Source organism: Clostridium saccharobutylicum DSM 13864 (genome assembly GCF_000473995.1).
In the GTDB taxonomy this organism is placed as follows: domain Bacteria; phylum Bacillota; class Clostridia; order Clostridiales; family Clostridiaceae; genus Clostridium; species Clostridium saccharobutylicum.
Genome location: NC_022571.1, coordinates 1,647,438 through 1,667,228 on the forward strand (window position 1 = coordinate 1,647,438; position 19,791 = coordinate 1,667,228).

Here is a 19,791-nt window from a genome sequence, read left to right on the forward strand (position 1 = left end):
ATATACATTTAGTTTAATAATTATATTAAGAAAATTTAGATTATCAATTTATGTTTTAAAGAAAAGAAAAAAGTTATCGTAACTAAAATAATTTAGCGATAACTTTTTTCTTTGATATTTGTATGAAGTTACAATAAAAAATGTTTATTTAGCCTCAAAACTTCCACATTCAGTTTCATAATATATTTGAGAATTTGATGAACCACAAACATTTATTGAATTCAAATCGCAAAGTGTATTTTGATTATGAGTGCAACTTTCAACTTTACAAATAAGGCAATCACAGTGACTATGAGAATTAGAATTAGTATTAGAAGTTAAATCACCATAATGAGCTTCATTTAAAAATGAGCCGCAACAAGTTCCACTTTCACTACAAGCATTTATTCCACCAATATCTACTCTATTAGAATAGCAGACACCACTTTTGTTATGTGAGCAATTGGTTACTTCACAATTAATTTTTTGCATAAAAACTACACTCCTTTTAATTACGTATTAATACAATTATTTAAAGTATCGGTCTAGCAGACCTTTAAATGCTTTACCATGTCTAGCCTCATCTTTACACATTTCATGAACTGTGTCATGAATTGCATCTAAATTATTTTGTTTAGCTAAGGTAGCAAGCTTCTTCTTGCCTTCGCAAGCACCGTACTCAGCTTCAACTCTGGCACTAAGATTAGATTTTGTACTAGGAACTACAACTTCACCTAAAATTTCAGCAAATTTAGCTGCATGTTCAGCTTCTTCAAATGCAATTCTTTTATAAGCTTCACCAACTTCAGGGTAACCTTCACGGTCAGCTTGACGAGACATAGCTAAGTACATACCAACTTCAGTGCATTCGCCAATAAAGTTTGCTCTTAAACCTTCTAGGATTTCATCATCAAGATTGTCTGGTATACCAATTCTATGTTCATCAGCAAAATTTAAGTCATCTTTCATTTCTTTGAATTTGTCAGCTCCAACTTTACAGATAGGGCAAACTTCAGGTGGTGTATCACCTTCATGGATATAACCACATACTGTACAAATAAATTTTTTCATTACAATTCCTCCATAAATTTATTATATTTTTATTAGGTATAATGAAACCATAATTATATTATGGCTATTATATATGTAAATTATTTATATAAGAAGTATTTTTAAATGAAATAGATGAAGTAGTGTGAAAGTAGATTATTTTCTTATTAAATAACAATTTAGATTTAATATGAATTTCAGAAGTGCTAGGAGAATTCTAAAAAATTATTATTTAATAGTTACTTACTTATAGTTATGCTATAATTTCTAATAAATAGGAGGTAAACATTATGATTGAAGTTATAAAAAATCGAAGAAGTATAAGAAAATATATGAATAAAGAAGTAGAAGAAGATAAGTTATTAGAAATACTTGAGAGTGGTAGACTTGCACCATCAGGAAGTAATACTCAACCATGGCAATTTATAGTGATAAGACCACAAAAAAACAAGGAAAAGGTAGCAAAAGTTTCGCACAATCAAAAATGGATGACTACTGCTCCAATACAAATTGTATGTGTAGCAGATATACGATGTAGAATAGATGAAAATATAGATATTTCATTAGATGAAAATAGTAAGGAGGAAGAAGTAAAGCAAATAATTAGAGATACTTCTATAGCTGTGGAACACATGTCGCTTACAGCTACAGAATTAGGACTAGGTAGTTGTTGGGTTGCATGGTTTACTCAAGCTGAATTTAGACCTGTATTAAATATACCTGATGATAAATATGTACTTTGTGTTTTGACTATAGGATATCCTGATGAAGTTCCAAATCCTAGACCAAGAAAAAAACTTGAAGACATAGTGCATTATGAGAAGTGGTAAGACACATGAAAGAAAATTAATAAATTGCAATGTTAAAAATAGATGAAATTATAATCTAAAAACATTAAATAAGATATATTAATTATTAGAGAAGCTTATATATTAAAAATGCAGTACCAATGGATTGATGGTATAATGTTATTTATAAAATTGATGGAGGTATTTATTTTGAAAAAGAATTTTGAATATATTTTATTTGATTTAGATGGAACTCTTACAGATTCGGGTGAAGGAATAACTAAAGCTGTTCAGTATGCATTAAAATATTTTGGAATAGAGGTTAGTAATCTTGATGATTTACGCAAATTTGTGGGACCGCCTTTAAAGGAATCTTATAAAAATTTTTATGGATTTGATGATGAAAAAGCAGATCTTGGTCTTGTGAAATTTAGAGAATATTATATTGAAAAAGGTATTTATGAAAATAAGATGTACAGTGGAATATCTGAAGTTTTAGAAAAATTACAAAAAAGTAATAAAAAGATTATAGTTGCAACTTCAAAACCAGAAGAACATGCAAAGATAGTTCTTAATCATTTTAAGATTGATAAATATTTCGATTTTATATGTGGAGCTGATTTTAAAGAAACAAGAGTAAAAAAAGGTGATGTTATAAAATATGCATTAGAAGAAGCTAAAATCACAGATTTATCAAAAGCAATTATGGTTGGGGATCGAGAACATGACATTATTGGAGCAAAGGAAAATAATTTAAAATCTGTGGGCGTATTATATGGATATGGAGATGTAGTTGAGTTAACGCAAGCAAGAGTAGATTATATAGCTAAAGAACCAAAAGATTTATTAGAGATTCTTTTATAAATGCTAATTAAGAAAGGATTAGCAGATTATAAGTTATTAAGCACATTCAAAAATAACAAGTCCATCTGCTAAGTTTATTTTCCATCATGTTGCGTTAGCAGATTCAGCTAACAGCTTGCTGTGGGACAAATCAGATTTCTTGCCTGATGAAGAATAATCATGACATTTGGGATTTGTTATTTTCTTTCATGTGCCTTATAGAAAGTGAGGCTTAGGAATGAAGAAAATTATAAAAGGGATTGTAGTAATATTAATATTAATGTGTACCGGATATGTACAACCTGTATTTGCATCTGATCAGAACTTAGATAATTATATATATAATCATCTAAAAAATTGGGATACAGAATTTGAAATTCCTTATTATAATGATGATGTAATAGATGTTGTACAAAATATTGCTAAAAAAGACGATTATTTAAGTAGATCAATAAGTCAATTATGTTATAAAAAAGAGGAAAATAAGGCGACATTAATTGTAGCTTATAGGACGACAAAAGAGCAAGAAGAATATATTGATGAAGAACTTAAAAAAGTAATAAATTCTATAATTACTCCTAATATGAATGATTTTGATAAAGTTAAAACTATAAATAAATATTTAGTAGACAGATATGAATATGATTATGCACTTCAATCTAATAATGTGTATTCTGCTTTGACAACAGGAAAAACTACATGTCAAGGATATGCGATGAGTGCTTATAAGATGCTTAATTTAGCAGGGATAGAAAATAGAATTGTTATTGGAACTTTAAGTGGAACACCTCATGGCTGGAATTTGGTAAAGCTTGGTGGAAAGTGGTACCAATTAGATGTTACGAATGATGATGCTGTAAGTATAGATAAATACTTTCTTAAGAGTGACGATTATTTAAAAAAAGATGGATTTAGTTGGAATTGCAGTGATTATCCTAAGTGTGATAGTAATTATCAAGAAACTCTACAATCTAATAAAGTAAATGAAAGTGCTAATAATGTAACAAGTAAAGAAGATTATGATTTAAATAACAATGGACAAACAATCTATACATATAGATCATCTGTAGATGGAAAGTGGTGTCTTGTAAATGGGTTTTGGTATTTCTTAAAAAATGACGGGGATTATGCTATAGGGTGGAAACTTATAGATAATAATTGGTACTATCTAAGTGATAATGGAATTATGCAGAACGGCTGGATATATTCTGATAGTAAATGGTATTATTGTTATCCAACGACTGGAGCAATGGCTACTAATACTAGTATTAATGGATATGTAGTTGATACAAATGGAGTTTGGATAGCATAGTCGGGTTGCCTCAATCTTCAATAAGAAATTCTATATAATTAAAAAAATAAGTAAGTTTATAAATTAAAAAATAACAGATTAAATATAAGATATGTTTATCTGTTATTTTTTTTATATTTAATACTAAAGGTTATAATAGTTGACTAAATATAGATGAACGTCTATACTATATTAATATGGTATAGTATAGATGTTCATCTATATAGTGGATAAAAATGCAATCAGAATATGAATTAAATAGTATTACTATATTTTTTGATTTTTTATTGCATTTTATGTAAGGATAATAAGGAGTTTGGGAGATAATAAGAGTGCATTCAAAATAAGTGTAATAGGTACAATAATAAAGATTATATTTATACATTTAAAGTTAAAGATAAACTAAAGAATTATATTATAGATAATTGTTATAAAAGGAGGAGAATATTGTGTTAAATAAGCTAAAAAAAGTATTTACTGCTTATGAATTATTAAGGGGTAATTATGGAATAGAAAGGGAATCATTAAGAGTAAATAAAGATGGAGAAATATCATTAAATTCACATCCAACTGTTTTTGGTGATAAAATTAAAAATCCGTCCATAACTACAGACTTTTCTGAAAGTCAAATAGAAGTAATAACACCTCCATTTAAAAAAGTGGAAGAAGTTTTTAGTTTTACAAATGCACTTTATGATATTGTTTCAATGGAAATTGGAGATGAATATTTATGGCCACAATCTATGCCAAGTATAGTACCTGAAGATAGCAAGATTCCAATTGCAGAATATGAAGATGACAATCAAGGAAAAGATGCAAGAATTTATAGAGAAAAGTTAATTAAAAAATATGGTGGAAAAAAGCAGCTTATATGTGGAATACATTATAATTTTTCGTTTAGTGAGGAGTTTATTGAAAAATTATATAGAAATGAAATATTTAAAAGTGAATTTTTACATAATAAATGTATAGATCAAGATGAAAAAGATTTAGAATATAAAACTTTTAAAAATAATATTTATTTAAAAGTTTCAAGAAATTATCTTCGTTATAGATGGCTCATTATATATTTAATGGGGGCTAGTGGTATTGTACATGAAAGCTATAAATGTGGTTGTAAAAGTTCTGTTGAAGAAATTGCAAAAAGTAGTTTTACAAATGAAGGAGCATTATCTTATAGAAATAGTGAGTGCGGATATAAAAATAAAGTAGATTTATTTCCAAGTTATAACTCTGTGGAAGAATATGTTGAAAGTTTAAAAAAATTTATAAATGATGAAGTTATAAATAGTCATAAGGAACTCTATAGTTCTGTAAGATTAAAGCCAGCAGATGTAAAAGATTTTTCAGATTCACTTCTTAAAGATGGAATTAAATATTTAGAATATAGAAGTATTGATATTAATCCTTTTGAAAAGGGTGGTATAAGTTTAGAAGACTTATATTTTCTTCAAGTATTTAATTTATTTTTACTTATTGACGAAGAAAGTGACTATGAAAGATGGCAGGAAGATGCTACAGAAAATCAAAATATAATTTCTAAATTTGGTCAAAAGTCAGTTATGTTAAAGAAAGATGGAAAATCTATTTCAAAGGAAGAATGGGCTTTAGAAATATTGCAAAATATTAAAAGGATAAATAATGAGCTTAATTTAGAAAAAGAAGATATTATAGATACTATGATTAAAAAAGTTAATAACTATAAATTAACTTACGCTTATAGAATAGAAAAGATTGTAAAAGAACAAGGATATATTAATGCTCACTTAAATTTAGCAAAAAAATATAAGGAAAATGCTTATAATAATCGATTTAAGTTAGAAGGATATGAAGAATTAGAATTATCTACACAAATCTTAATGAAGGAAGCAATTAAAAGAGGAATAAGTGTTGAAGTTGTAGACAAAGCAGAAAATTTCATTTGTCTTAAAAAAGATGACAAAGTAGAATACGTGAAACAAGCAACTAAGACTTCAAAGGATAATTATATTACGATCTTAATAATGGAAAATAAGAGTGTTACTAAAAAGATTCTTAAAGATAACAATATTATAGTTCCAAATGGAATAGAAGTTAATTCATTATATGAAGTTTCAAATATAATTAAAGATTTTGTGCATAAGCCAATAGTTATTAAACCAAAATCAACAAATTTTGGGACTGGTATAAGTATATTTTCAGAAGGTGCTGATGAAGATAGTATAATCCAAGCATTTAAAATTGCATTTAAATATGATAACACAGTGCTGATTGAAGAATTTATAAAAGGAAAAGAATATCGTTTTTTAGTTACAGATGATAAGGTCGCAGGTATACTTTGTAGAATTCCTGCTAATGTCAAAGGTGATGGTAAAAAAACTATAAAAGAACTTGTAGAGATTAAAAATCAAGATTCGTTAAGGGGATATCATTATGTAACACCTCTTGAAAAGATAAATTTGGATGAAAATGCAGCATTATTTTTGAAGCAACAAAATAAAGATTTTAATTACATACCTAAGAAAGATGAAATAGTATACCTAAGAGAAAATTCTAATATAAGTACAGGTGGAGACAGTATAGATTATACAGAGTGCATTCCAGAAAAATTTAAGGAAATTGCAGTTAAATCAGCTAGGGCAGCTGGAGCTAAGATTTGTGGTGTTGATATGATATTAGAAAATTATCGTGATGAAAATACTAACTATGCAATAATTGAACTTAACTTTAATCCAGCTATTCATATTCATTGCTATCCTTTTAAGGGGACTGAAAGAAAAATTGGTGAAGATGTATTAAGAGTTTTAGGTTTTATTTAATTAGAATTTTATTATTAATATTATGAATAATGATTGATTTTCAAATATGCTAAAAATTCAAAGAAAAAGTTATGCGCCAAATAGTATGTTTGGCAAGCATAATTTTTTTATGTTATATTTTTGTACAATTTGGGAAAATATATAAAACTTACATGCTGATTAAAAAGTTCATGTTTAGCTTTAGTTTATTATCATATAGTTTTAAGTTGCAAGTTGCCTATCTATAATTTTAGGAATACTTTGTATGCATATGCCATATAAGTTAATATATGTGGTCTAAAAAAGTGAAAAATAATAATTAAAATGGCCAGACTGATTTGTTAGGTGGCTTATATTTTCTAAATAGATAGATGACTTCATTAGATAGAATTAAATAACTTTATAACTAAATTAAATTGTATTAAAAGAAATAATTTTAAGTAGATAAGTATTTAGTTTTATGGTATAAAGTTAACATAAGATATATGAATAAATTTAAGAAATAAGTAATCGGAATAAATCAATATAACTAAAAGTGTGATGGGAGAATGATTATTTGAGTGGTGTTTTAGTATACATGGACAAGATCGTGGAAAGTTACCAAGAAGCAGATATTAACTTTGAAAATATGGAATTAAAGAAATTAAAGAAATATGCATTAAGAGGAAATTTAAGGGCTCAAAATACTATAGGTGATAGATACTATATTGGAGATGGCGTAGAAAAAAATTATGAAGAAGCTTTTAGATGGTATAAAAAAGCTGCAGATGAAGGATATAATGTTGCACAATATAATTTAGGTGATATGTATTATTGTGGTTTTGGTATTGAAAAAAACTATATAAAGGCTATTGAATTGTTTAAAAAAGCAGCCAATAAGGGAAATATAGAAGCAGCATGTAATTTAGGTTGTATGTATGAAGAAGGCGATGGAACGAAAACGGATTATGAAGAGGCTATTAAATGGTATGTGAAAGCATCAGAACAAGACGATTTTTATGCTCAATATAATCTTGGAAATATGTACATGTATGGTAAGGGTGTAGCTCAAAACTATCAAAAGGCATTTCAATTGCATGAAAAAAGTGCAAAACAGGGATATATGAAAGCACAAAATACTTTAGGATATTTATATGAAGAAGGTAAAGGAACACTTAGAAGTTATGAAAATGCATTAAAGTGGTATGAAGAAGCAGCATATCAAGAGTATCCATATGCAGAATATAATTTAGGTGGAATGTATTATACAGGAAAAGGTGTAGAACAAAATTTACGAATAGCATATGCTTGGTATGAAAGGTCAGCAGAGCATGGTCTTGAAAAAGCCCAAAAAGCATTAAGTGAGAAGTTTTAGGTAAATAAAAGAACATTCAGTATATATTTCTCAAGCGACAAAAGAGTTTATAAAGCTTGCAAAAAAACAATATAAATAATATATGAAGAATATCAGATCATATTGAATGAGATTTTAATATGATCTGTTTTTTATTTTGAATCTAAAATATCGGAAATACTTTTATATTGTTATGAAACAGGTATAGTTTTGTCAATGGCAGTGAAACAAATTATTAGGATTCAGATAGTATTCAATCTGAATCCTAATAATTAAAATTAATAACCTCCTGTGGCAACTATCATTGATATAAGTTTAAGAGTATTTTCATAGAAAGTACATTTAGTTATTGGTTTATTTAATAGAGTTTCCCAAAGTGAAATAGTCCAATTATCGTTTCCTTTTTCAATTAGAGAGCTGATTAAAAATGGAGCTATAAACGATAAATCATCAGTATGACCAAATGGTTCTCCAGGAAAACCATTTGCTATATAATAGCCAGATTTTATGTTTTTAGGATTAGATAAAGTTTCTCTTTTTATCCAATTATTTAAAGTATGAAGTTGTAATGTTACTGGAACTTTATTTAAAAGAATATCCATAGAATAACGCCATGGAATTCTGCAGCTATTATAATAATAATCACCATCATGAATGCTTTCAAGAACTTTAAAAGTTGGAGCAATATATTCATCGTTATGTTTTATAAAAAAATCAGGCATCAAACCATTATACTTACTTTCTCTTCTCATTTGTTTCGAAATAATAGAATGAAATCTTTTTAGTACTAACTTCCACTCAGTACTATTATTGATATCAAATTCAATAAATTTTCGTATATAATAACTCATAAAGTCCGAGCTTCTAGTAACATATTTGAAATTATTATACGGTATTGCTTTAACCCAATCTCCTAAAGTTAAAATATAATCATTTTTGTTTACGCAACTATTCATTAAAGTATTAATTCTTTTAATTGCTTCAGCTTTATAATTAATAGTATCATTTTCTCCCCAAAGTTTATAAGCAAGAATTAACCCGTAACTAATGGTCATATCTCCATCAGTTGCAGAAGATGGCTCAGGCTCACTATTAACAATATTGCCATTAGAATCTTTAATCTGTTGCCATGCCATTAGATTATTATTATAAATGCTTGGATAAGATTTCATATAATTATATAATGCGGTAAAATGTACTTTAGCTGTAGGATCAAATTTACTCATAATAGGAAATATTATCATTCCATAGCCCATTGCTTCTGAAGTAGTAATTGCATTATTAGCTGTAGGCTGATCTAGAGTATAAAGCAGATATTCTTTTAATGGATAAGAGCCTTTTATAGATCTTAAATAACGAAATTTCCAATCATTATAAAAAGATAAAAGCGATGAATTTAAGTTAGTTTGTGAATAATAATTAATTAATAAATGATTATAAAATGTAATCACCACCTTATTAATAAAAGTTTTTTAACAAAAGGGACATTTGAAAATATTGGAATTTATCAAATTCACAAATTTCGATGAAGGATATGTTTTCATATAAAATTTATACATACTTCGATAAATATGAATAACTATAAATTGTAAAAAGAATTACAAATTTACTTTATTTTAAGAGTATATTCACTTTTATTCCCTTATATGAACCTTTAGTTACAATAATATTGAATTGCTGCCAAGTATGGTGTATATTGCCTATAGTATTATTTATATGCAGATTATGAACTTATTAATATCAAGCATATAAAAATAAAATTTATTATAAATTTAGGGGGAGTTTTATGAAAACTAAAGTATGTAAAATTTGTGTTTTTTTTATAGCTTGTTTTTCTATTTTCTTAATTAATGGTATTCAAGCTAAAGCAGCAGATTTAACACCTGACTACGGAATATATTGGTATGGAAAGGGCAATGTGTCAGAAAAATTTGTACCAGGTCAATCTAATAGATACTTTGATCCTACTAAACCTACAATAATTTATGTTCATGGATGGCAAAAAGATTCACAACCTAATAATAAGAGAGAAAGTTTTAATTTTAAAGATGAAAATGGAAATGTAGTGAATGGAGCTGATGCATGGATTGATAAGGGATGGAATATAGGTATCTTTTATTGGGACATGTTTTCAGATGAATTTAGCGTAACAGATGCAGAAGCAAAGATATGGAGTAATAATGGACCTCAAAAAATGAGATGGAGAGATCATAGCGGAAACTATCATTATAGTGATTATAAAAATGCAGGAGAACTTTTTTATGATACATATGTACAAGCTATGAAAAATTACAAAGGAAATAATATAAGAATAGCAGGCCACTCATTAGGAAATCAAATGGCAACTTATTTAACAAAGAGGGTATATGATGCAGCAGATGCTGGTCAAATATCTAAAAACTTAAAACCAAGCAGACTAGCACTTTTAGATCCATATTGGTCTAATGGAGGAAAGAGCTATTTGAATAACAAATGGACAGGAGAAGCCTGCAGAGAATATGTTAAGGATTTAAAATCTAAAGGGACAGCTATAGAATTATATAGATCAACGTATATAGATGAAACTCCAGCTGGAGATAACAATAAAGGTGAATTAGATCAAACGGCATTTGTACATCTTAACGCTTGGTTTAAAAATAGTTTTGATATAGCAGGAAAGCATAATGCAGCTGTTAGCATTTATTTCACATCATATTCATCACCAGCACCTGCTTTATATAATAGAGATGGATATAAGAAATATAGCAAGATAGCAGGAAATGGTCCATCAGCAGCATCTAGCGATTCAGAAATAAAGAATTTTATGAATAGCAATTATAGATATGATCAATATACAGGAGTATACACTTTATCCTCAAAAGATAACGGATTTGCACAAATGGATAGAAATACTAATGTATATGTAGTACCTATAAACTAGTATGATAATTTTAAGCTTAATAAAACTATTAAAATAAAATATGTAAAGTAACAATCTAGGGAATAATAAAATTTCCTAGATTGTTTTTCATTCAATATAAATAAACTTGAGGCAGAATTTTATGAAGAAATATATGTTTATTTTAGATTTACATTTTTTATTCTAATACAAGGAAATTATTATATGTCAAAATGTGTGGCTAACCCTAACAGGAAGAGAAATAAATAGTATGTGAAGTAGATTTATAGTCAATCATTTTAGATAAAAATAGTTTACAATTAAAGTTTTTTCGACAATATACGATATATGAAATATGCGATAAAATATGAATATAATGGGAGTGTGGAGAAAATGACAACTAAATTAAGTAAAAAAATAATGGCTTTAGCAATTACAACAATTACAGTTATAGGGATGCCTACAGTAGGGGCTTCAGCAAAATGGAGGCAAAATAATAACGGTTGGTGGAACTCGAATGGAAACGGTTACTCAGTTGGTTGGGAACAAATTGGAGATAATTGGTTCTATTTTGACAGAGATGGATATATGAAAACAGGTTGGGTTAAAGATGGAGACAAATGGTATTTCTTAAATTCAAATGGATATATGAAAACGGGTTGGATTAAAGATGAGGACAAGTGGTATTTCTTAAATGCAAACGGAGATATGGCACATGATATAATCATTAATGGTTATAGACTAAGTTCAGATGGTACGTGGATAAATGATGAAACTAATATAAACACTATAAGTACCACTGGTGCAGCTGTAGTAGTTCCAATTGATAATATTAATACTACAAGTACTACGAGTGCAGCTGTAATGATACCACGTGATAATTTTAATGATGACGGAAGTTGTTCAAAGAAAGATAACAAAGAAAAAATAGAGAAGTTATTAGATAAGCAAGATAAGAAAAATGATAGAAGAGTAGAAAAACAAGAACATAAATTTTGGAAATTTTTTAATAGATAAAAAGTATTAAAGACTTGGAAATCAATTCCGAGTCTTTTTAATTTTTATTTAACTATAAATGATTCCACCACCATTTAGCATAATTCTTTATATAAAACATATCTAATATATGTTTTATATAAAGAATTTATAGGCTATAATAAAGGTAATGGATTATGTTGTTTTTTTGAACGTGCTTAACATTGAGAAAAAGAATTTAGTTAAGAAATAGGATTGTAAATTATCTTTATTACAGTAAGTTATGTTCTAATAGGGAGGAAAACAAATGGAAAAAGTAAATGATTTAATAAGCAAAAATCCAATTCATTTAACAACAAACACTATTATTTTGATAGTAGTAGCTATTGTTGCTTTTTATATTGTAATGAAAGCAATAGAGGGAATAGTAAAAATAATTGCGATTTTAGGTGTTTGCTATTTTGCGTTAATGTCTATTCAAAGTACAAATCTTATTAACGTGCCTGTGATAAAAGAAACTTATGCCACGATAGAAAAAATAATTCCTTCAAAAGAATTATGGACTGATGCTTTGAATAAGGCTGATAAAATAAATAAAGTTGTTAATGATTTAAAATGATACATATTTCATAAGATTAAAATGAGTAAAGATTACATAATTACAGCTAGAAAGTTGAAAAATAATTATGTAATCTTTTTATTTTATAAAAATATAACAGAGATTAAGACGGCATTAATATATACGGGGAGTGATAACATGAAAACTTTGATTCATAGAATAGCGATTCCATCAATTCTAGAGGTGGGAAAAGGAAATATTAATAATGTAGGAAATTTAATTAAAAAGTCTAATTTTAAAAAAGTTTTAATATGCTTTGGAGAAGGCATAAAAGAATTATTTGGAGATTCTATAGAAAATTCATTAAAAGAAGCTGTTATTGAAATTTCAAAAACAGAAATTATAAAAGATATAAACTTTGAAGAAATAAGCATAAAAGCGTTTGAAATATCAAATGATGTAGAGGCTTTAATTGGAGTTGGTGGCGGAAAAGCTATAGATGCAGTAAAATATATGAGTTTTTTAAAAAAGCTGCCATTTATTAGTATCCCAACTTCAACTTCTAATGATGGGTTTTCAAGTCCAGGTGCATCTCTTTTAGTAAGTGGCAGACGTATGTCTCTTCCAGCTAAAACACCACATGGCATAATCATAGATATTGATGTCATTAAAGGAGCTCCTGAGAAATTTATATTTTCAGGAGTTGGAGATTTAATATCAAATATAACTGCATTACATGATTGGAATTTTGAAGAGGAACATGGGAAGATAATTATTGATGATTTTGCAAAAATGATTTCAAAAAAATCAGTGAATAGCTTTGTAAGAACTGAATTTAAAACAATAAAAGATGATTTGTTTCTAAAAGAACTAGTGGATTCACTAACGTTAAATGGTATATCTATGGAAATAGCAGGGGATAGTTCACCAGCATCAGGTTCTGAACATTTAATTTCGCATGCTTTGGATAAATTTCTTGAAAAACCAGAGCTTCATGGTATACAAGTTGGAATAGCAACTTATATTATGTCTAAGGTACAAAATCATAGAGTTGAAAGAATTTCAAAAGTATTAAGAGAAACTGGCTTTTTTGAGTATGTTAAAACTCTAAAAATGAGAAAAGAGGATTTCAAAAAGGCTATAGATATTGCACCTTCAATAAAACCTAATAGATATACTTATATTCATGTTGAAGAAAATAGAATTCTTGCTAAAAAAATTATTGATGAAGATGAAATTTTAAATTATATATTAGTATAAAAATAACTTGTAAAGAAATTAAAAGATAACCACTAAGAATTTATAATGGTTATCTTTGGGACAGTAGATAGTTTTGTGTAAAAAACAAAACTATCTACTGTTTTTTTACATAATCAGTTGGTAGTTTTGGAATAATATACATAAAGAATAAAGGAGGAATATGTATGTCAAAACCAATTGATGATGACTTTGATTACAAAGCTGAGGTAAAGAAATGTAAGACTATCGATGATGTCATGGGTAAAAATGGTTTAATTCAAAGATTAGTTAAAGATGTGTTAGAAAATATTTTAGAAGGTGAAATGGAAGAACACCTTGGAAGAAATAAATATCAAAGAGCAGAAACTAATGATTCTACAAAAAAGAATTATCGAAATGGATATAGTACCAAAAATCTTAGAAGTTCCTTCGGTGACGTCGATTTAGACGTACCAAGAGATAGGAATGCTGAATTTGAGCCACAAATTATAAAGAAATACGAAACTGTGTGTACAGAATTAGATAAAAAGGTGATTTCTCTTTACGCAAAAGGAATGACCACAAGTGATATTCAAGCAGAAATAGAGGACTTATATGGAATAACAATATCACCTTCTATGGTATCTAGAATTACAGATAAAGTTATGGAAAGTGCTGTTGAGTGGCAAAATAGATCACTAGATAAAGTTTATCCAATAGTGTATTTGGATGCTATGTATTTCAAGGTGCGAAGCAATGGAAAGATTATGAATAAAGCTGTTTATATATGCTTAGGATACAACATGCAAGGATACAAAGAAATTTTAGGAAGTTGGGTAGATGAAGCTGAGGGTGCTAAGTTTTGGTTAAAGATATGCACTGATCTTAAAAATAGAGGCGTACGAGAAATCCTTATAGCATGTATGGACGGATTAAAGGGGTTACCAGAAGCCATTAAAACTGTATTTCCATCAGTTAACATTCAAACATGTATTGTTCACCAAATAAGAAACTCAGTTAAGTATATAGCATCAAAAGATAAGAAAGAATTTATTAAAGATTTAAAATGTGTTTATAAGGCTTCAACTGAGGAACTTGCGCTAGCGCAGCTCGATAATTTAAAGGATAAGTGGGGAGATAAATATGCTATTGTAATAGATTCGTGGTATAACAATTGGAGTCACCTATCAACATTCTTCACTTTCTCTCCTGAAATAAGAAAAATGATATATACAACTAATACGCTTGAAGGATTTAACAGACAAATACGTAAGTATACTAAATCAAGAACTGTATTTCCAACCGATGAATCTTTAAGTAAATGTGTTTATCTAGCTACTATGGAAATTATAGAAAAGTGGACTCAACCAACACCAAATTGGGGTCGTACTTTAGCAGAATTATCAATAGTATTTGAAGAACAATTAAATGATGAATTAGCTTAATAGCTTGTACTTTTTGCTAAACTTTATGTATAATATCTGATTTTTCACTAATACTATAAATGGATATAAAACATATTTTTAGCATTTACTAAAAATAAAAAAATATTACTGGACCATAAAATTTCCAGTAATATTTAAATAACAAATATACTAATAACACAAAATTATCTAGAGTCCCTTATCTTTTTGAATTGATATATTTTTAGATATTCATTTCAGCTCTTCTGTTTGCAATAATTTTTTCTAATTCATCAGCAGCTTTAATTACATCATCTTCAACTATAAGTTTACCACCTGTTATATCCACTAAATCTTCTTTTAAGACTTTAGTTACAACCGGACTTCCATCTATAAATGGGGATATAGCAACGTGTAATGGTAGACCAAGTGATAATCCAAAAGCAGCATCAGCTAATGCTTGTTCTTCAAGCCATTGAGGAGCTGATAATACAAGTGGAAGTTGAGGTATATCTATACCTAAATTTTCTGCAAGTTCAGTTGCAACCATTTCTAATCTTCCAATTGCAAGACAAGGACCAAAATTTAACACTGGTGGTATTCCTAATGCTTTACATACTTCTTTTAAGTTATCACCTGCAAGTTCAGCAGCACCAGGAGACATAAGTCCTACATTTTCAAGACCTCCTGAAGAACAACCAGCTGAAAGAACTAAGATATTTCTTTTTATTAATTCTTTAGTAAGTTCTACAGTAAATACGTCATGACCCTTTGCAGTTAAGTTAGAACAGCCAACTACACCAGCTATTCCTTTAATTTTTCCTTGAGCTATCAAATCGATAAGACCTTTCCAATTACCACCTAGGAATTCTTTTAACGATCCTTCGCTAACTCCTGTTACAACATCATCATAACCATGGTCTTTAGGAATATCTATAGTAATATCATTTCTTCTATTTTTATAACTTTCTAATGCTTCAGATATAATTTTTTCACTTATTTCCTCTGCATTGTCCATATCAAAATTTATATATTTAGCATTTTTTTTCTTAGCTACATCATCTATACAAATTGTTTTTACTTTAAATTGTTCTGCTATTGGCTCAAGACCTGGTATTGTACAGTTAAATTCTGATACTATCAAATCTATACCACCTGTTGCAAGAACAGCTTCACTTGTATAGTTATTTCCAGCATGTCCAGAGAACACTTCAGTGTAATGTTCACCTCTTAATTGTAAATCTTGACCAACACATGTACATCCGACTAATCTAAAACCTTTTGCACCAGCATTAATTGCTTTTTTCTTTACATCTTCATCGATTAATCTATCTTGAAGATGTGAAATATGAGAATGTTGATGTCCAGTTATCATTATGTTTATGTAGTCTTCATCTATTACTCTGAAACCTACTCTTGCTTGTCTAATCGTTGGTACACCAAGAATAACATCATTTAATAGGTTAGTAAGCATTAAGCCATATATTCCTGTAGCAACTCCAAGTCCCAATGCATTAAATAGCATGTCTACAGGATCGCTATTTAGATTTGTTGATGTTTTTACTATAGCATCAAAAACTTCTGATTTAGCACCACCAGGTAGTATATTTAATTCTTCCCATCTTTTATATCTTGGAGCATAAGCTAATTTTTTTACTAATTCCATTTTTTCAAATCGTGGTTTATATAAATCAGCTAAAACTGCATCTGCTACTTTTATCGCTTTTTGGTTTATATCTGATTCTGTAATATCAAAAATTTCTGCTAATTGATTTAATGTTTGTGGGCTTTTTATTTTAACATTACCTTTTCCTTCTCCAATGTTTTTTAAGTTTCTAGCTGTATTTTCTACTACATGAAGATAGCATGCAGAACCAGCTGCTATAGCTCTTAAAAAGTTTCTTGATACTATAGTATCTGCATCTGCACCACAAATTCCTCTTGGTGACTTAGGCGTTATTTTACAAGGACCATTTGAGCAAAGTTTGCAGCAAACTCCTTCTTTTCCAAACTTACATTTTGCTTTTTGGGTATCAACTCTATTAAAAGATGTTTCAATTTCCTCTTTTGATGATAAAAATTCGCATAATTTACAATCTGCTGATGTACACATTGACATATTAATCTTCTCCTTATATTTAAAGTTGTATATTAATTTTTAACTATACTATTTTGGTATACTATTGGGCAAATATAAAAGGCTTTCGCCTATTATATTGTAATTAATCTAAAAGATTACCAAGGATCATTTTTTAGCTGCTCAAAGGTTACTTTTTTTAATTCATCTAACAATGTATTTTGAACATTACATAAGGCTTTATGTATCGAGCAATGACTTGCTTTGTTAGCGCTGCAAGCTTCTTTGTCATAGATACATCGATTCACTATAATAGGACCTTGTATAGCTTCAACCACATCTTTTAAAGTTATATCCTTAGGTTCTTTTGTTATAGCATATCCACCATTAACGCCTCTATATGATTTTACTATTCCTGCTTGAGTGAGCTTTCGTGTTAGCTTTAATAAAAATCTAAGAGGAATATTTCCTTGCTCTGCTAATGATTTAGCATCTAATTTATTATCTAAACCTTCTTTTGAAAGCATAAGTATTATTCTAAATGCGTAATCGGATTCTTGATTTATATTCATAATTTTTTACTCCTTAAAGTATACCTGCTTGGTATAAAATATGATAATATAATTTAGAAATTTTGTCAATAATTTGTGTATGTTTCCGTAAAAAGTTTATTATATCTATATTGAAAAATACAAAGATTAGTAAACTCTTTTACTCCAATAAATGAATAAAAATTGTGCTTTGTGAAATACTAAATTTTAGAATTTAGTATAAGTTAAAGGAGGAGATTTTAATGGAGAAATTAAAAAAAGGTGAGCATGAAAAGGCTATGGAAAAAGCAAAGAGTATGCTTGATAAAGGGTGCGGAATGGGAGAGATATTAGAAGAAACACATCTTAGTGAAGAAAATGTAACAAAAGCAAAAAGAAAGTGAATAGATCAATCTTAGAATTAAGTTAAAGTTATTTAATTATATATTAAATTGTTTTAATTATAAAATATAAAAATGAGAGTAAATAATAAAGTTTGTTTATTATTCACTCTCATTTTTTATAAATTGTTTAGTTTTACCCATCATATAAGCAGTTTTTATTATGGATATTTCATCTTTTGTCATTTTGCGATTATACATTTTTTCAAATTGAAAAATTAAAGCATTTGTATCAATTTTTTCTTTAGGTTGGTGAAGTCTCCTGGATGGAAAAGACTCATAAGTTTTGGAAACTATGTTATGATTATAAATTTTCTTGAAAACTTCTGCAGTGTAAAAAGCATCATTAAAAGCATCATGAAATTCAGTTTTAGTTGCTATATTAAAAAGTTCAACTGCATTTTTTAAGCCTATTTTAGTTCCATTTGGAGCATTAAAATGCTTAGAAACGTAATTTTGAACATCAATATATTTTTTTGATATTGATGAGGTGGATAAATTATGAAATTTAATATTTTTTATGAGTTCTTTAATATCTGCTGAACCCCAAATACAGAATGTTATTTCTTCACTACCAATAAAATTAAGAAAGTTTTTATAAACTTCAGGAAAAGTATCGCATGAATTTACTTGCTCAGTTGTTATTTTAGTAAGATCTTCCACAAAGGGATGAATAGTTTTATATAATGTTGGTTTAATTAGAGCATTAAATGTAGAAATTGTATCAAGATTTTTATTAAGCTTTAAAGCTCCAATTTGAATAATTTCAAAAGGCAATTTAGAAATATTATTACTATCAATATTTGTAAGAACTGAAGGTCTTTGGTTGAATTCTAGATCATATATTATGTAGTTCATAGCGTCACCTGCTTTAAAAGATATAGGTATATTAAGATTATGTTAGCTAATTATTAGAATAGATTTTTAATATAACTGACATGATCTTAAAAATATTCTGCTTTATAATCTATATATAAAATTATCATAGATCAATAAATAAATCAATCAATTAGATTACATAAACAATAAATATGATTATTTTATATACATAAGTTAAGAAAGTATAATTAATAACGATAGATAATATTATAGGCATATATAATTAAAACTATAAATATTAAAACAAAGGAGTAAGGGATGACTCAGATTGAAATTATACTTTTAGCTTTACTATATGACAAGGATTGTCACGGTTATGAATTTGAACAAATAATTGAAAAAGAAAAAATGAGGATGTGGACACATATAGGATTTTCATCTATATATAATGCATTGAATAAATTGGAACATTGTGATTATATTGTTTCAAGACTTGAAAAAGGTAATGGATCATCAAGCAAGAGAGTTTATTCAATTAAAGATGAATCAAAAAAAATTGTTAAAGAAAATATAAAAAAGATGATAAGTGAATACAAATCCAATCCAAATGATTTTAAAATAGGATTCATCTTTTCTTATCTATTAAGTAAAGATGAGTTGACTGAAGCATTAACAAAACATAAAGAAAGTTTAATTGAAAGAAAAGAAAATTTAAATAATGAACAACTTAATGTTGTAAGATCAGAAGAAAGAAAAGCTCTATTTGAAAGAACCATAGCTTTTTTAGAAACGGATATCTTATGGTTAGATAAATGCATTAAACAAAATTCAAATATTAACTATAAATAAATATTATGGTCAAGTAAAAAC

At 27.8% G+C, this 19,791-nt stretch carries 18 protein-coding genes; 12 read left to right on the top strand and 6 right to left on the bottom strand.

Annotated elements, in window-relative coordinates; translation table 11 throughout:
- Nucleotides 1-144 precede the first annotated feature (144 nt).
- Together CLSA_RS07190 and CLSA_RS07195 are read right to left on the bottom strand one after the other, a co-directional pair.
- Nucleotides 145-471, bottom strand: a complete 327-nt coding sequence (locus tag CLSA_RS07190; RefSeq protein ID WP_022744750.1) for a DUF1540 domain-containing protein — start codon at nt 469-471, stop codon at nt 145-147.
- Between the two features lie 36 nt (nt 472-507).
- On the bottom strand, nt 508-1,050 hold the full coding sequence (locus CLSA_RS07195; RefSeq protein WP_022744751.1) for an NADH peroxidase: 543 nt from the start codon (nt 1,048-1,050) through the stop codon (nt 508-510).
- Between the two features lie 269 nt (nt 1,051-1,319).
- Here CLSA_RS07195 and CLSA_RS07200 point away from each other — a divergent pair, with 269 nt between their 5' ends.
- The 5 genes from CLSA_RS07200 (at nt 1,320) to CLSA_RS07220 (ending at nt 8,082) form a co-directional block, all read left to right on the top strand.
- Entirely contained in the window at nt 1,320-1,859 is a 540-nt protein-coding gene (locus tag CLSA_RS07200) for a nitroreductase family protein (protein WP_022744752.1), read from the top strand.
- A gap of 168 nt (nt 1,860-2,027) precedes the next feature.
- Nucleotides 2,028-2,681 carry an HAD-IA family hydrolase gene (locus CLSA_RS07205; RefSeq protein WP_140395263.1) on the top strand — a complete coding sequence of 218 codons (654 nt, stop codon included), beginning with the start codon at nt 2,028-2,030 and terminating at the stop codon, nt 2,679-2,681.
- Nucleotides 2,682-2,898: 217 nt separating this feature from the next.
- Nucleotides 2,899-3,972, top strand: coding sequence for a transglutaminase domain-containing protein (locus tag CLSA_RS07210; RefSeq protein ID WP_022744754.1), 1,074 nt, complete (start codon nt 2,899-2,901; stop codon nt 3,970-3,972).
- Nucleotides 3,973-4,400: 428 nt separating this feature from the next.
- On the top strand, nt 4,401-6,749 hold the full coding sequence (gshAB, locus tag CLSA_RS07215) for a bifunctional glutamate--cysteine ligase GshA/glutathione synthetase GshB (protein ID WP_022744755.1): 2,349 nt from the start codon (nt 4,401-4,403) through the stop codon (nt 6,747-6,749).
- Nucleotides 6,750-7,284: 535 nt separating this feature from the next.
- The gene (locus CLSA_RS07220; protein WP_041716163.1) at nt 7,285-8,082 is read left to right on the top strand and encodes a tetratricopeptide repeat protein; all 798 of its coding nucleotides are present in this window, start codon (nt 7,285-7,287) and stop codon (nt 8,080-8,082) included.
- Nucleotides 8,083-8,339: 257 nt separating this feature from the next.
- Here the strand turns inward: CLSA_RS07220 and CLSA_RS07225 are convergent, their stop codons facing one another.
- Nucleotides 8,340-9,515, bottom strand: coding sequence for a glycosyl hydrolase family 8 (locus CLSA_RS07225; protein ID WP_022744757.1), 1,176 nt, complete (start codon nt 9,513-9,515; stop codon nt 8,340-8,342).
- A 332-nt stretch (nt 9,516-9,847) separates the two neighbouring features.
- On the opposite strand from CLSA_RS07225, the gene CLSA_RS07230 reads away from it, so the two are divergent.
- The 5 genes from CLSA_RS07230 (at nt 9,848) to CLSA_RS07250 (ending at nt 15,136) form a co-directional block, all read left to right on the top strand.
- Nucleotides 9,848-10,981 (top strand): hypothetical protein, encoded by a 1,134-nt coding sequence (locus tag CLSA_RS07230; protein ID WP_022744758.1) that lies wholly within the window; start codon nt 9,848-9,850, stop codon nt 10,979-10,981.
- Between the two features lie 351 nt (nt 10,982-11,332).
- Complete coding sequence (locus CLSA_RS07235; protein WP_022744759.1) at nt 11,333-11,956, top strand: N-acetylmuramoyl-L-alanine amidase family protein; 624 nt, start codon at nt 11,333-11,335, stop codon at nt 11,954-11,956.
- Nucleotides 11,957-12,221: 265 nt separating this feature from the next.
- Complete coding sequence (locus tag CLSA_RS07240) at nt 12,222-12,533, top strand: hypothetical protein (protein WP_022744760.1); 312 nt, start codon at nt 12,222-12,224, stop codon at nt 12,531-12,533.
- 138 nt (nt 12,534-12,671) lie between these two features.
- Nucleotides 12,672-13,733, top strand: a complete 1,062-nt coding sequence (locus CLSA_RS07245; protein WP_041716167.1) for an iron-containing alcohol dehydrogenase family protein — start codon at nt 12,672-12,674, stop codon at nt 13,731-13,733.
- Nucleotides 13,734-13,897: 164 nt separating this feature from the next.
- Nucleotides 13,898-15,136: an IS256 family transposase gene (locus tag CLSA_RS07250; protein ID WP_022743471.1), complete on the top strand. Its 1,239-nt coding sequence runs from the start codon at nt 13,898-13,900 to the stop codon at nt 15,134-15,136.
- 202 nt (nt 15,137-15,338) lie between these two features.
- On the opposite strand, the gene cooS is transcribed toward CLSA_RS07250, so the two are convergent.
- Together cooS and CLSA_RS07260 are read right to left on the bottom strand one after the other, a co-directional pair.
- Nucleotides 15,339-17,213, bottom strand: a complete 1,875-nt coding sequence (cooS, locus tag CLSA_RS07255; protein WP_022744762.1) for an anaerobic carbon-monoxide dehydrogenase catalytic subunit — start codon at nt 17,211-17,213, stop codon at nt 15,339-15,341.
- Between the two features lie 116 nt (nt 17,214-17,329).
- The gene (locus CLSA_RS07260; RefSeq protein WP_022744763.1) at nt 17,330-17,743 is read right to left on the bottom strand and encodes an RrF2 family transcriptional regulator; all 414 of its coding nucleotides are present in this window, start codon (nt 17,741-17,743) and stop codon (nt 17,330-17,332) included.
- A 221-nt stretch (nt 17,744-17,964) separates the two neighbouring features.
- On the opposite strand from CLSA_RS07260, the gene CLSA_RS23395 reads away from it, so the two are divergent.
- Entirely contained in the window at nt 17,965-18,105 is a 141-nt protein-coding gene (locus CLSA_RS23395; protein ID WP_022744764.1) for a hypothetical protein, read from the top strand.
- Between the two features lie 99 nt (nt 18,106-18,204).
- Here CLSA_RS23395 and CLSA_RS07265 read toward each other — a convergent pair whose 3' ends face one another.
- Nucleotides 18,205-18,960, bottom strand: coding sequence for a 3'-5' exonuclease (locus tag CLSA_RS07265; protein WP_022744765.1), 756 nt, complete (start codon nt 18,958-18,960; stop codon nt 18,205-18,207).
- Nucleotides 18,961-19,239: 279 nt separating this feature from the next.
- Here CLSA_RS07265 and CLSA_RS07270 point away from each other — a divergent pair, with 279 nt between their 5' ends.
- Nucleotides 19,240-19,770, top strand: coding sequence for a PadR family transcriptional regulator (locus CLSA_RS07270; RefSeq protein ID WP_022744766.1), 531 nt, complete (start codon nt 19,240-19,242; stop codon nt 19,768-19,770).
- Nucleotides 19,771-19,791: the final 21 nt, after the last annotated feature.